Below are 13,455 nucleotides of genomic sequence, written 5' to 3' on the forward strand. Positions count from 1 at the left end.
CTCCCGCGTTGTGGTTGATCGGGGCGCCTTCGGAGGCGTTCTTCGATTGTGAAGCGCCATCCACGACACCCGGATGACCTTGGATTGGCATGCTAGTCCTGTCGCTACAGAAAGTCACAAGTATGTTACAAAAAACCGAGTCAACGCCCCCAAGTGTGGACGAGTTCACGAATCGGGGCCGCCAGGGTGGCCACGTTGCCACCCTCTACGCCTTCGGCCGCCGATATCCTTGAGCAGCCACGTCACGCGGACCCGCCTTGTCAAACGAAATCGCCCCACGCCACCGCCCCACGCCTTTTGACCGCCTGGCGCGCTCCCTGGCGCGTCAGGCCGGCGTGGCGGCCTGCCTCTGTTTTGAATGGCATGACAACACCTGGACACCGCTGGGCATGCACGGACTCAGCGCAGGGCAAGCCCACGATCTGCTGGGTCGTTTCGATGACAGGGCGGTGGACCTGACCTGGATTGCCGATGTCCGGCAAGACGATCGGTGGGCTTCTGCTGCCATCGGTGACCCATCCACCCCGCTGGTTCACATGCGCTGGTTGCCCTGGACAGGGGACTCGCGCGCAGGCGCGCTCCTGTTTGACGGCAGCGCGCACCGCCGGCGGGCAACTTCCGAGGCCGAAGCAGACCTCTGCGAGCTGGGCGCCAGCCTGCTGACCAACCACAGGGCCCTGGCGGCTTCGCATGAAGCCCAATCGCTGGAGCAGCGCCATCACCACAGCCAGGTGGCACTGGTCGAGCGCAGCGCCGCGCTGGGGATGTTCACCATCGAGGCCGATGGCCAGCGCCTGACCTGCTCCCCGGGCCTGCTGGGCCTGCTCGCCATCGACCCGGACCACACGCCCGAAACACTGGAGGATCTGTTGGAACACTTGGCGCCCGAGTGGCGCCACGGGCTCAAGCAGCGGATCGAGCGATGCGCATTGCGCGGGGAGCCTTTCGACGAAGAGGTTCAGGTTCTGCTGGACGGTGTCGGGCCCAAGTGGGTGCGCACGGTGGGCGATGCCGTGGCCGACGCATCGGGACAAGTGGAACTGGTTCAGGTGGCCGTGCACGACATTTCGGCCACCAAGCAAGCCCAGCAAGAGACGCTGCGCCTTGCCATGCGTTTGACGACGACGCTGGCCAGCATCACCGAAGCGTTCGTGACCCTGGATCGCCAGTGCTGCTTCACCTACCTGAACCAGGAGAGCGAACGCCTGCTTCAGAAGACCACCGCCGACCTGCTCGGGCTGGAGGTCTGGCACGACTTCTCGCCCGCGGTGGCGCAACGCCTGAAGGAGCAGTTCGGTCGTGCGCTGCAGAACAACCGACGGGTCGAGCTTGAAGACTGGTTCCCGGCGTTGGGCAAATGGCTGGAGGTGCGGGCCTACCCATTTGCAGAGGGTCTGGCGGTGTACTTTCGCGACGTGACCGAGCGGCGCCACTCGCAGGAGCAGCTCATGCTGCTGGAGACCAGCGTCGCCCGCCTCAACGATATCGTGCTGATCGCCGAGACCGGCGCCCAGGGTGGCGCGGCCGAACCTCGCATCGTGTTCGTCAACGACGCGTTCACCCATCACACCGGCTACAGCCGGGACGAGGTGCTCGGCCAATCGCCCAAGCTGCTGCTGGAGCTCGATCCGACCGTGACGAAGATGCGCGAGATCACGCAAGGCCTTCGCGATACCCAGAAGGCGCGCACCGAGCTGATGGTGCGGCGCAAGAGTGGCGCCTTGTTCTGGGTAGAACTGGAAGTGGTGTCGGTGCAGGGCAGCGCCGAGGAAGTGACGCACTGGGTGGCGGTTGGACGCGACATCACCCAGCGCAAGACGGCCGAGGACATGATCCGCCACCTGGCCTTCTACGACCCATTGACCGACCTGCCCAACCGCCAGCTGCTGCTGGACCGGCTGCAGCAGGCGCTGGCGGCCAGTGCGCGCAGCGGCCAGCACGGCGCGCTGCTGTTCATCGATCTCGACAACTTCAAGATCCTCAACGACACGCTGGGCCACCAGATTGGCGATCAGTTGCTCAAGAAGGTCGCTCAGCGTCTGACCGCCAGCGTGCGCAAGACCGATCTGGTGGCGCGCCTGGGTGGCGACGAATTCGTGGTGATGGCCGACGACCTGAGCAACGACCCACGGGCCGCGGCACACAAGGCCCGCGTGCTGGCCGAGAAAGTGCTCAACACCTTGCGCGAGCCCTTCGCGCTCACCGGCAACCAACACTTCGCCACGCCCAGCATCGGCGTGGCGATCTTCAGTGGCACCGAGTCCGACGTTGGCGAGCTGCTCAAGCAGGCCGACCTCGCGATGTACCAGGCCAAGGCCATGGGCCGCAACACGCTGTGCTTCTTCGACCCGCCCATGCAGGCGGCGATGACCGCCAACGCGCAGACCAGCTCCGACCTTCGTGACGGCCTGCGTCGCGGCGAATTCGTTCTGTACTACCAGCCGCAGGTCGACCGCGCTGGCGTGATCACCGGGGTGGAGGCGCTGCTGCGCTGGAACCACCCGGAGCGCGGCCTGACCTATCCCTCCGACTTCATCCCGGTGTCCGAGGAAACCGGTCTCATCCTGCCGCTGGGGCAATGGGCCATCGAGACCGCCTGCAAGCAGCTTGCCGTGTGGGCGCGCCGGCCAGAAACCGCGAACCTCAGCATCGCCGTGAACGTGAGCGTGCGCCAGTTCCGACACCCCGATTTCGTCGACACGGTGATGGCCTGCATCCGCAACAGCGGCATCAAGCCGCAGCGGCTCAAGCTGGAGCTCACCGAAAGCCTGCTGGCCGACCGCATGGAGATCACGATCGAGAAGATGGGCATGCTCAAGGCACTGGGCGTGACACTCTCGCTCGACGATTTCGGCGTCGGCTATTCCTCGCTGTCGGTGCTCAAGCGGCTGCCGCTGGACCAGCTCAAGATCGACAAGGCCTTTGTGGCCGATGTGCTGACCGACCCCAACGACGCCGCCATCTCGCGCGCCATCATTGCGCTGGCGCAGTCACTGAGCCTGCAAGTGGTGGCCGAGGGCGTGGAGACGGTGGAGCAGCGCGACTTCCTCACCTACCAGGGCTGCGATCAGTTCCAGGGCCACCTGTTCTCCAAGCCGCTGCCGATCGAATCGCTGGACGCGCTGCTGGCCAACCCCATGGCCGGCATGGTCGTGATGTGAGCCCCGCGTTGGCTGCCGCTCAGACGTTGAGCAGCAGGAAGCGCCGCTCCCAAGGGCTGATCACGTCGAAGTACTCGCGGTATTCGGTGTGCTTGATGGCGGCATAGGTCTGGATGAAATGCTCGCCGAACACCTCGACCAGTGGCGCGCACTGCATGAGCTTGTCGACCGCATCGTCGAGGTGCCGTGGCAATTGATGTGGTTGCTCGTAGGCACTGCCCGCCAGCGGTTCTGTGGGTGACAGGCCCTGCTTCATGCCCAGGTAGCCGCAGGCCAGGCTGGCGGCCATGGCCAGGTAGGGGTTCACATCGACACCCGCGAGGCGGTTCTCCACCCGGCGCGCCTGCGGCACCGAATGCGGCACGCGCAGGCCGCAGGTGCGGTTGTCGTAGCCCCAGCTCAGGTTGATGGGCGCCGAGGTGTAGCGCGACAGGCGTCGGTACGAGTTGACGTAGGGCGCGAAGAAGGCAATGGCCGCTGGCAGGTAGGTCTGCAGGCCGCCGATGAAATGCAGGAAACGCTCGGACGCCTCGCCATCGGCGCGGCTGAAGATGTTCTTGCCGTCGTCGATGCCGACCACGCTCTGGTGGATGTGCATGGCGCTGCCGGGCTGCCCCTGCATGGGCTTGGCCATGAAAGTCGCATACATCTGGTGGCGAATGGCCACCTCGCGGATGGTGCGCTTGAACAGGAACACCTGGTCGGCCAGCGGCAACGGGTCGCCGTGGTCGAGGTTGATTTCCATCTGCGCGGTGCCCATCTCGTGGATCAGGGTGTCGAGCTGGATGCCCTCGGCCTCGCACCAGTCGTACATGACATCGAAGATGTCGTCGTACTCGTTGATGGCGTCCATCGAGAAGCTCTGCATGCCCGCCTCGGTGCGGCGTGTGCGACCGACCGGGGCCTTCAGCGGAATGTCTTCGTCGGGCTCCACCTGCACCAGGTAGAACTCCATCTCGGGGGCAACGATCGGCTTCCAGCCCTCGTCGGCGTACAGCTTGAGGATGCGGCGCAGCACGTTGCGCGGCGACAGGTCGACCGACTTGCCGTCAAAGCTGAAGCAGTCGTGAATGATCTGCGCCGTGGGCTCCTTGGCCCAGGGCACGGGGCGCAGCGTGGTGGCGTCGGGACGCAACTGCATGTCCGGATCGGCTACCGAGGTGAAATCCTTCTCGGGGTAGTCACCGGTCACCGTCATGGTCAACACGGCTTCGGGCAGGCGCAGGCCCACGGCCGGGTCGTACTTGTGGCGCGGCACGATCTTGCCGCGCGCCTGGCCCGCCATATCGGGGATCAGGCACTCGACCTCGGTGATGCGGTGATCGTCCAGCCACTGCTGGATGCTCTGGGCGTCGGTCATGGGTGGGGGCCGCGAGGGCGCTGGCGCTACCAGTTGGTGATGCGCGGGTTGTCGAAGCGGTACTCGTTGGGCACCGCGATGTTGGAATACGAGAAAGACAGGCTCACGTCGAGCGAGCTGACCTGGTGCCACCAGCCCAACGGCAGAAACATGGTCTCACCGGGCTCAACCACCACGTCCAGCACGGTGGCCTGGGCGTACAGCGGATAGCGGTCAAGGTCGGGGCGGTCCATGTCGACCGGGCTGTAGACCTCGAAATGGTTGTAGAGCAACGGTGTTTGCAGCGGCGAGATGAGGCGCCAGCGCTTGCGCCCGACGATCTGGGTGTGGCACAGCATGATCGTGTCGTGGTGCAGCGGCGTGACCGTGCCAGCCGGGCCAAACCAGAACGACGCGCGGCGCGCCAGCTGTGAGCGGTCGCAGATGGGCGGCAGGCTGCCGATGTCGTCCAGCAAGGGTGCAAAGCCGGGACGGCTGAGCATCTCGTTGTTGGCGGTCAGGTAATAGTCGTTGGTGGCGCCACCCGCCAGTACCCGGTCCACGAAGTCCGCGAGCCGGGTCTTGCGCTGGTGGTCGAGCTTGTTGACTTCGTAGTTGGGGTCGGCGCTGCGCTCGGTCTGAACTTCGACCTCCAGATGGCCGAAGCGTGCCCGCAGGTCTTCGGGTGACCAGCGTGTCATGGCCGGCCAGTCGTGTGCCACGTCGGTCAGCACCACCGGACGGCTGCCAACCACGTACTTGTCGACGAATTCGTTCAACGACACCCGGCTGCGCTTTTCGACATGGCCGTACAGCGGGTCGAGCTCGCGCAAGCGCTGCTGGTTGGCCACCACCGACACCAGCTTGGCATGCACTTGCTGGAACTTGAGCGCCGCCAGATAGGCCGGGTCGCTTTCCATGGCCTGAATGGCGTGCTCGCACGCTGCCGGGTCCAGCCCGGCCTTGACCATGGTGTCGAGCATGGAGGTCGGGGTGCACTGGCGCAGGCGGTTCTCGGCGATCCATTGGCGCCAGCCTGCGTCCACCGGGCGCAGACCGGCGTCACCCGGACGGGGCGCAGGGGGAATGGCGGCCGGCTTGCTCATGCGAGCGCCAGTATCTCACCGCCCTCGCGGCCGGCAGGGCCGCTTTTCAGTGGGCGAACAGCGCCACGTTGCCGCCGGCCGCGGTGGTGTTGATGGTGAGCGTCTGCTCGGCACAGAAACGCGGCAGGTAGTTGGGGCCGCCGGCCTTCGGCCCGGTGCCGGACAGGCCTTCGCCGCCAAAGGGTTGCACACCCACCACCGCGCCGATCATGTTGCGGTTGACGTAGACGTTGCCCACGTGCGCGCGCTGCGCCAGCGCCAGCGCGCGGCTGTCGATGCGCGTCTGCAGGCCCAGCGTGAGGCCGTAGCCCAAGGCGTTGATGCGATCGATCACCGCGGCCGGATCGCCGCGCCAGCGCACCACCTGCAGCACCGGGCCGAAGATCTCCTGGCGCGCCTCGGCGATGTCGTCGATCTCGATCAGTTGCGGCGCCACCACCTGCGGCGGCAGACCCTGCGGCAGAGGCAACGCGCTGCGGCCACGTTGCCGCAGGGCCTGCACCTGCCGCGACACACCGTCATGCGCGTCGGCGTCGATCAGCGGTCCCACATCGGTGGCCAGGTCGGCCGGGTCGCCCAGCACCAGCTCCTGGGCAGCGCCCCGCACCATCTCGATCACCGTGTCGGCCACCGCTTCGTGCACGCACAGCAGCCGCAGCGCCGAGCAGCGCTGGCCGGCGCTGCGGTAGGCGCTTTGCACCACGGCGTCGGCCACCTGCTCGGGCAACGCCGTGCTGTCGACCAGCATGGCGTTGATGCCACCGGTTTCCGCGATCAGCGGCACGATCGGCCCGTCCTTGGCGGCCAGCGCGCGCTGGATGGCCTTGGCCACCGGCGTCGAGCCCGTGAAGGCCACTCCCGCCACGTGCGGCTCGGCCACCAGCGCCGCACCGACGGTTTCGCCAAGACCGTGCAACAGCTGCAGCACGGCGGCAGGCACACCGGCCGCGTGCAGCAAGGCCACCGCCTCCAGGGCGATCGCGGGCGTTTGCTCGGCGGGCTTGGCCACCACAGTGTTGCCGGTGACCAACGCGGCCGCCACTTGGCCGGTGAAGATCGCCAGCGGGAAGTTCCACGGGCTGATGCAGACCCACACGCCACGGCCCGTCAAGGTGAGGGTGTTGGTTTCGCCGGTGGGACCGGGCAGGGTCACGGGCGCCTGAAGCCGCTGCGCCTGCACGGCGTAGTAGCGCAGGAAGTCGATGGCTTCGCGAACCTCCGCGATGGCGTCGCCCCAGGTCTTGTGCGCCTCCCGCACCAGCAAGGCACACAGCGCGGGCAAACGCGCCTGCATGGCATCGGCCGCGCGGCGCAGGCAGTCGGCGCGCTCGCTCACCGGCCGTTGGCGCCACGGGCCGACGGCCTGCCGGGCCACGCGAATCGCTTCGACGGCGTCTGCAGGCGTTGCCATTGGCACCTCGGGCACCGCGGTCTGCGCGAGTGCGGCCCACAAGGGCGCACCATGCGCGGCCACCGCCAGGTCCAGGCCCGCACTGTTGGCGCGCTCATCGCCATACAAAGCCTGCGGGGCAGGCAGCGGCGTGGCCCCGGCGTCGGCCTTGGCAAGCGCCATGGGCGATGCAAGCAGCTCGTCGAGCGTCACGGCCTCATCGGCCAGTTGGTGAACGAACGAAGCGTTGGCGCCGTTCTCCAGCAGTCGGCGCACCAGGTAGGCCAGCAGATCGCGGTGCGCCCCCACCGGCGCGTAGACGCGGCAGCGCAGCGCCTGGTCCTGCAGCACCTCGCGGTAGATGCCTTCGCCCATGCCGTGCAGACGTTGCAGCTCGAACGGCACCTTGGCGGTGCGCGCCATCTGCACGATGGCGGCGATGGTGGCGGCGTTGTGGGTGGCGAACTGCGGGTACACCACGTCCGAGGCATCGATCAGCGCACGGGCGCAGGCGAGGTAGCTGACGTCGGTGCGGTGCTTGAGGGTGAACACCGGGTAGCCCGGCAAGCCGAGCTCCTGCGCGCGCTTGACCTCGGCGTCCCAGTAGGCGCCCTTGACCAGCCGGCACATCAGCCGCACCCGATGGCGGCGCCCGATGGCAGCGACCTCTTCGATCAGCTCCACCGCGCGCGTCTGGTAGGCCTGCAAGGCCAGACCCAGCCCGCCCCACGATGGGCAGTCCTGCGCAACCCGCTGCACCAGCGCCTCGAACACATCGAGCGAGAGCTCAAGCCGATCAACCTCTTCGGCGTCGATGGTGAGGTTGAGGTGGGCGGCGGCGGCCTTCTCGCACAGCGTCCACACGCGAGGCACCAGTTCGCGCATCACGCGTTCGCGCTGGGTGTGCTCGTAGCGCGGGTGCAGGGCGCTGAGCTTGATGGAAATGCCGTCGTTGCGCGACGGATCGCGCACCGGGTCGGCATGGGCGGCGATGGCGTCGATGGCGGCGTGGTAGTTGTCCAGGTAGCGCTGCGCATCGGCGTCGGTGCGCGCGCCTTCGCCCAGCATGTCGAAGCTGTGGCACAGGTTGGCTTGGGCCTTGCGCGCCTGCCGGGCCAGCTTGAGCGCCTCGTCGATGTGCTGGCCGAGCACGAACTGGCGGCCCAGCAACTGCACTGCGCGCAGGGTGGCCGCCACCACGGTGCGCGCCCCCAGGCGCGACACCACCCCGGACTGCTCCCCTTCGTGCGGCAGAAAGCGCTTGCTCCAGGCGATGGCGGTGGACGACAACCGGGCCAGCGCGGCTTCGCCCGCCTGGCCGAAATCGGCGCGCCCGAGCTGGTCTGCCGTCAGGGCAATGGCGGTCTGCGTGTCCGGCACGCGCAACAGGGCTTCGGCCAGGCGCATCAGGGCCAGGCCTTCGGCACTGGAAATCGGGTACTCCTTGAGCAGGCTCTCCATGGCCCAGAACGGCGGCGGCTGGTCGCGCACCGCTTGCGCCCAGGGCAGGGCCATGGCCCGCACCTCCGACCAGTCCAGTGCCCCGTCGAGTTGGCGCAGGCGCTCGGTCAACACCTGGGTTTCAGGGCGGTACGGGTCGGGCAATCGGTCGGCGCGGGCAATGACGGGGTGTGGGTGAGGGTGCAGCATGGCGATCAAGGGGCATCGATGAACAATTCACGCATCATCTGCCCATGAATCTAGAATTTCTCTCCATTTATGTTCTGATCTATAGAGATAGATTCCAATGACCTCCGCACCAAACGGGCTCGACCGCATCGACCTCAAGATCCTCCGCCTGCTGCAGGAAGACGGGCGACTGAGCAACCTGAAGCTGGCCGAGCAGGTGGGTCTGTCGCCCACGGCCGTGCTCGCGCGCACCCAGCGGCTGCAGCGCGACGGCATCATTGCCGGCTACGAAGCGCGGCTGGATCCGCACAAGCTCGGGCGCGGCATGCTGGTGTTCGTCGAAGTACTGCTCGACCGCACCACCCCCAACGTGTTCGACGCCTTCAAGGCCGCCGTGCAGGTGCGCGACGAGATCCTGGAGTGCCACATGGTGGCCGGCGGCTTCGACTACCTGCTCAAGACCCGCATGGCCGACATGGACGCCTACCGTGAATTCGCCGGCCGGGTGCTGTGGCAGCTGCCCGGCGTGCGCGAAACCCGCACCTACGCCGTCATGGAGGAGGTCAAGCACAGCGCAAGGCTGCCGCTGTGATCCCCCCTTTTCGAGGCTAGGCGAACGACATCGGGCGCCACAGAATGGCGCCTTTGCATCACGCTTGGAGCCCACCCGATGTCACGCCCCCTGTCCAATGTCCTGTCGCTCTCCCTGCTGCTTGCCTTGTCCGCCCCGCTGGCGGCCCACGCCGACGGCCCCAAGCCCGGGTTGTGGGAGGTCACCCAGAAGATGGGCGGCAACGCCAAGCTGGACGCCGCCATGGCCCAGATGCAACAGCAGATGGCGGCCATGAGCCCCGAGCAACACAAGATGATGCAGGACATGCTGGCCAAGCAGGGCATGTCCATGCCGGGCGTAGCGCCAGGCGGTGGCATGAGCCTGCGCTACTGCCTCACCCCAGAGATGGCCGCGCGCAAGGAGCCGCCGCCGCCGGCCGATGGCAAATGCCAGATGCAGGTGACGGAGCGCAACAGCAGCGGCATGAAGATGAGCTTCCAGTGCACCGACCCGGCGTCCAGCGGCGACAGCACCATCCGCTTCAACGGCGACAGCGGCTACAGCTCGGTCACCAACGTGTCGACGGTGGTCAACGGCAAGCCCGAGAAGGCCACCATCGAAGGCTCGGCGCGATGGGTGAGCGCCAACTGCGGCAACGTCAAACCGCGCCAGTGACCGGCTTGCGCTCCCGATGGCCAAACACCGCCCGGCCCACGCGCACCATCGTGGCGCCCGCGGCCACTGCGGCCTCGAGGTCGTCGCTCATTCCCATGGACAAGGTGTCCAGGGCATGACCCCGGGCGCGCAGATCGTCGTAGGCCTCGCGCACCCGCACAAAAACCTCGCGCTGGGCATCAAAACCGTCTTGCGGCTCGGGAATGCTCATCACACCGCGCAGGCGCAGGTGCGGCAGCGCCGCCACCGCATCGGCCAGCGCCGGCAGATCGGCCACGGCCACGCCCGCCTTGTTGGCGCCGCCATCGACATTGAGCTGCAGACAGACGTTGAGCGGCGCCATCGAACCGTCGCGCTGTTCACTCAGGCGCTGCGCGATCTTGAGTCGGTCGATCGACTGGACCCAATCGAAGTGGGCCGCCACCACGCGTGTCTTGTTGCTTTGCAAAGGCCCGATGCAGTGCCAGACAACCGATGCGCGCGGCACCATGTCGGCCACCGACGCGATCTTCTCAATGCCCTCTTGCACATAGTTTTCGCCGAAAGCCGTCTGGCCGGCGGCATGGGCCTGACGGACGGCGTCGGGTCCGAAGGTCTTTGAAACCGCCAGCAAAGTAACCTCTGCGCTGTCCCGCGAAACGGCTTCGCAGGCCCGTCGCAACCGCTCCCGCACTTGCTGGAGATTGGCGGCGATGCTCGTCATAATCGATCGCAACTGCCCTCAAAAAACACGGATAGACCCGGGATGGACATCACCCAACTGCTGGCTTTCAGCGTCAAGAACAAGGCCTCCGACCTGCACCTGTCCGCCGGGCTGCCGCCGATGATACGGGTGCATGGCGACGTGCGACGCATCAACGTCGACGCACTCGACCACAAGGCTGTGCACGCCATGGTGTACGACATCATGAACGACAGCCAGCGCAAGCAGTACGAGGAGTTCATGGAATGCGACTTCTCGTTCGAGATCGAAGGTCTGGCGCGTTTCCGTGTCAACGCCTTCAACCAGAACCGCGGCGCGGGCGCCGTGTTCCGGACCATTCCCAGCAAGATCCTCACGCTCGAGCAGCTCAACGCGCCCAAGATCTTCGGTGACCTCGCGCTGCGCCCGCGTGGCCTGGTGCTGGTGACCGGCCCCACCGGTTCGGGCAAGTCGACCACGCTGGCCGGCATGGTCAACCACCTCAACGAAACCGAGTACGGCCACATCCTCACGGTGGAAGACCCGGTCGAATTCGTGCACGACTCCAAGAAGTGCCTGGTCAACCAGCGCGAGGTCGGCCCGCACACGCTGAGCTTCTCCAATGCGCTGCGCTCTGCCCTGCGTGAAGACCCGGACGCCATCCTCGTGGGTGAGATGCGCGACCTGGAAACCATCCGGCTTGCCATGACGGCGGCGGAAACCGGTCACCTGGTGTTCGGCACCCTGCACACATCCAGCGCGGCCAAGACCATCGACCGCATCATCGACGTCTTCCCCGCGGAAGAAAAAGACATGGTGCGCGCCATGTTGTCCGAATCGCTGGTGGCGGTGATCTCGCAGACGCTGTGCAAACTGAAGGACGGCAGCGGCCGTGTGGCGGCCCACGAAATCATGCTGGGCACGAGTGCCATCCGCAACCTGATCCGCGAGGCCAAGGTGGCGCAGATGTACTCGGCCATCCAGACCGGCAACAGCGCAGGCATGCAGACGCTGGACCAGAACCTCTCCGACCTCGTGCGCCGCAACATCATCAGCCCGGCGGAGGCCCGCAGCAAAGCCAAGATTCCGGAGAACTTCCCAGGCTGAAGCGGCGCAAGGCAGTCGCTCAACGCTCAACGCAGGACGCTCAACGACCATGGAACGCGATCAGGCATCGAAATTCATCAACGACTTGCTTCGCCTCATGCTCAGCCGGGGTGGCAGCGACTTGTTCATCACCGCCGAATTCCCGCCTGCCATCAAGGTGGACGGCGCCATCACCAAGGTGTCGCCGCAGCCGCTGTCGGCCGGTCACACGCTGGCGCTGGCGCGGGCCATCATGAACGACAAGCAGGCGGCCGAGTTCGAACGCACCAAGGAGTGCAACTTCGCCATCTCGCCGCCGGCCATCGGGCGCTTTCGCGTCAATGCCTTCATCCAGCAAGGCAAGGTTGGCCTGGTGCTGCGGACCATCCCCGCCACACTGCCCACCATCGACAAGCTGGGCCTGCCGCAAGTGCTCAAGGACGTGGCCATGTCCAAGCGCGGCCTGTGCATCCTGGTGGGTGCCACCGGCTCAGGCAAGTCCACCTCACTGGCGTCCATGGTCGACTGGCGCAACGAGAACTCGCACGGTCACATCATCACCGTCGAAGACCCGATCGAATTCGTGCACCCGCACAAGAACTGCGTGGTCACCCAGCGCGAGGTCGGCCTCGACACCGACAGTTGGGGCGCGGCTCTCAAGAACACCCTGCGGCAGGCGCCCGACGTCATCCTCATGGGCGAAATCCGAGACCGCGAGACCATGGAGAACGCAATCCAGTTCGCCGAGACCGGTCACCTGTGTCTGGCCACGCTGCACGCCAACAGCGCCAACCAGGCGCTGGACCGGGTGATCAACTTCTTCCCGGAAGAGCGCCGCCCGCAACTGCTGATGGACCTCTCGCTCAACCTGCGTGCGCTGATCTCGCAGCGTCTGGTGCCGCGTCAGGACAACAAGGGCCGTTTTGCGGCAGTGGAAATCCTGCTCAACTCCCCCCTCATCTCCGACCTCATCTTCAAAGGCGAGGTGGCCGAGATCAAGGAGGTCATGAAGAAGAGCACCAACATCGGCATGCAGACCTTCGACCAGTCGCTCTTCAACGCCTTCGAGGCCAACCTCATCACCTACGAAGACGCTCTGCGCAACGCCGACTCGCTCAACGACCTGCGCCTGCAGATCAAGCTCAACAGCCAACGCGCCAAGACGCTGGACCTGGCCGCCGGCACCGAGCACCTCACCATCGTTTGACCCCCGGGCCACAGCGGCCCGGTCATCGTGGGATCATCGCGACGCGGGCTGGCCCCGCGTTTTTGCATTTCGCCTTCGAAAAACCACCCGAGAGAGACCATGACCACCAACGCCAAGACCTACGAACCCACCCCTTCCCGACGCGTCGCCTTCCTGGGCCTGGGCGTCATGGGCGGCCCGATGGCCGGCCACTTGGCCAAGGCAGGCCACCAGGTCACCGTCTACAACCGCACTGCCGCGAAGGCCGAGGCCTGGGCCAAGACCTATGGCGGCCAGTTCAAGACGACGCCGCGTGAAGCCGCTGCAGGTGCCGACATCGTGTTCGCCTGCGTCGGCAACGACGACGACCTGCGTGCCATCACGCTGGGCGCCGACGGTGCGTTCGCCGGCATGCAGCCTGGCGCCACTTTCGTCGACCACACGACCGCATCGGCCAACGTGGCGCGCGAGCTGTACGGCGCGGCCAAGGCCTTGGGTATCGCGTTCGTGGATGCGCCCGTGTCCGGCGGGCAGGCGGGCGCCGAAAACGGCCTGCTGACCGTCATGTGTGGCGGCGACCAGCCGGTCTTCGACGCCGTCAAACCCGTGGCCATGGCCTTTTCGCGGGCCTTCACCCTGATGGGCGCC

10 protein-coding genes are annotated in these 13,455 nt (G+C 66.4%); 6 read left to right on the forward strand and 4 right to left on the reverse strand.

Going from position 1 to position 13,455, the window contains the following annotated elements; all coding sequences use genetic code 11:
- Positions 1-257: 257 nt before the first annotated feature.
- Positions 258-3,161, forward strand: coding sequence for a bifunctional diguanylate cyclase/phosphodiesterase (locus KF871_RS06485; protein ID WP_291139860.1), 2,904 nt, complete (start codon positions 258-260; stop codon positions 3,159-3,161).
- Positions 3,162-3,180: 19 nt separating this feature from the next.
- On the opposite strand, the gene KF871_RS06490 is transcribed toward KF871_RS06485, so the two are convergent.
- The 3 genes from KF871_RS06490 to KF871_RS06500 are packed head-to-tail and all read right to left on the reverse strand — an operon-like array spanning position 3,181 to position 8,646.
- Positions 3,181-4,521 (reverse strand): glutamine synthetase family protein, encoded by a 1,341-nt coding sequence (locus KF871_RS06490; RefSeq protein WP_291139862.1) that lies wholly within the window; start codon positions 4,519-4,521, stop codon positions 3,181-3,183.
- A 26-nt stretch (positions 4,522-4,547) separates the two neighbouring features.
- Positions 4,548-5,606, reverse strand: coding sequence for a cupin-like domain-containing protein (locus KF871_RS06495; RefSeq protein ID WP_291139864.1), 1,059 nt, complete (start codon positions 5,604-5,606; stop codon positions 4,548-4,550).
- 46 nt (positions 5,607-5,652) lie between these two features.
- Entirely contained in the window at positions 5,653-8,646 is a 2,994-nt protein-coding gene (locus KF871_RS06500; RefSeq protein WP_291139867.1) for an L-glutamate gamma-semialdehyde dehydrogenase, read from the reverse strand.
- 97 nt (positions 8,647-8,743) lie between these two features.
- Between KF871_RS06500 and KF871_RS06505 the strand changes: the two genes are divergently transcribed.
- Complete coding sequence (locus tag KF871_RS06505) at positions 8,744-9,217, forward strand: Lrp/AsnC ligand binding domain-containing protein (RefSeq protein ID WP_291139869.1); 474 nt, start codon at positions 8,744-8,746, stop codon at positions 9,215-9,217.
- Between the two features lie 78 nt (positions 9,218-9,295).
- Entirely contained in the window at positions 9,296-9,853 is a 558-nt protein-coding gene (locus tag KF871_RS06510) for a DUF3617 domain-containing protein (RefSeq protein ID WP_291139871.1), read from the forward strand.
- On the opposite strand, the gene KF871_RS06515 is transcribed toward KF871_RS06510, so the two are convergent.
- Entirely contained in the window at positions 9,837-10,556 is a 720-nt protein-coding gene (locus KF871_RS06515; protein ID WP_291139873.1) for a YggS family pyridoxal phosphate-dependent enzyme, read from the reverse strand. The genes KF871_RS06510 and KF871_RS06515 overlap by 17 nt on opposite strands.
- Positions 10,557-10,598: 42 nt before the next feature.
- Between KF871_RS06515 and KF871_RS06520 the strand changes: the two genes are divergently transcribed.
- From KF871_RS06520 to KF871_RS06530, 3 genes are all read left to right on the forward strand, one after another.
- Positions 10,599-11,642, forward strand: a complete 1,044-nt coding sequence (locus KF871_RS06520) for a type IV pilus twitching motility protein PilT (RefSeq protein WP_291139875.1) — start codon at positions 10,599-10,601, stop codon at positions 11,640-11,642.
- 49 nt (positions 11,643-11,691) lie between these two features.
- Positions 11,692-12,828, forward strand: a complete 1,137-nt coding sequence (locus KF871_RS06525; RefSeq protein WP_291139877.1) for a PilT/PilU family type 4a pilus ATPase — start codon at positions 11,692-11,694, stop codon at positions 12,826-12,828.
- Between the two features lie 99 nt (positions 12,829-12,927).
- On the forward strand, positions 12,928-13,455 hold a 528-nt coding region (locus tag KF871_RS06530), incomplete at its 3' end, for an NAD(P)-dependent oxidoreductase (protein ID WP_291139879.1).

The organism is Hydrogenophaga sp. (assembly GCF_019635465.1).
GTDB lineage: Bacteria > Pseudomonadota > Gammaproteobacteria > Burkholderiales > Burkholderiaceae_C > Hydrogenophaga.

What these genes read in the sequence shown, in the direction of transcription:
- KF871_RS06505 (WP_291139869.1), top strand. Translation starts at nt 8,744, where the DNA reads ATGACCTCCGCACCAAACGGGCTCGACCGCATCGACCTCAAGATCCTC.
- KF871_RS06525 (WP_291139877.1), top strand. Translation starts at nt 11,692, where the DNA reads ATGGAACGCGATCAGGCATCGAAATTCATCAACGACTTGCTTCGCCTC.
- KF871_RS06500 (WP_291139867.1), bottom strand. Translation starts at nt 8,646, where the DNA reads ATGCTGCACCCTCACCCACACCCCGTCATTGCCCGCGCCGACCGATTG.
- KF871_RS06495 (WP_291139864.1), bottom strand. Translation starts at nt 5,606, where the DNA reads ATGAGCAAGCCGGCCGCCATTCCCCCTGCGCCCCGTCCGGGTGACGCC.
- KF871_RS06490 (WP_291139862.1), bottom strand. Translation starts at nt 4,521, where the DNA reads ATGACCGACGCCCAGAGCATCCAGCAGTGGCTGGACGATCACCGCATC.
- KF871_RS06510 (WP_291139871.1), top strand. Translation starts at nt 9,296, where the DNA reads ATGTCACGCCCCCTGTCCAATGTCCTGTCGCTCTCCCTGCTGCTTGCC.
- KF871_RS06515 (WP_291139873.1), bottom strand. Translation starts at nt 10,556, where the DNA reads ATGACGAGCATCGCCGCCAATCTCCAGCAAGTGCGGGAGCGGTTGCGA.
- KF871_RS06520 (WP_291139875.1), top strand. Translation starts at nt 10,599, where the DNA reads ATGGACATCACCCAACTGCTGGCTTTCAGCGTCAAGAACAAGGCCTCC.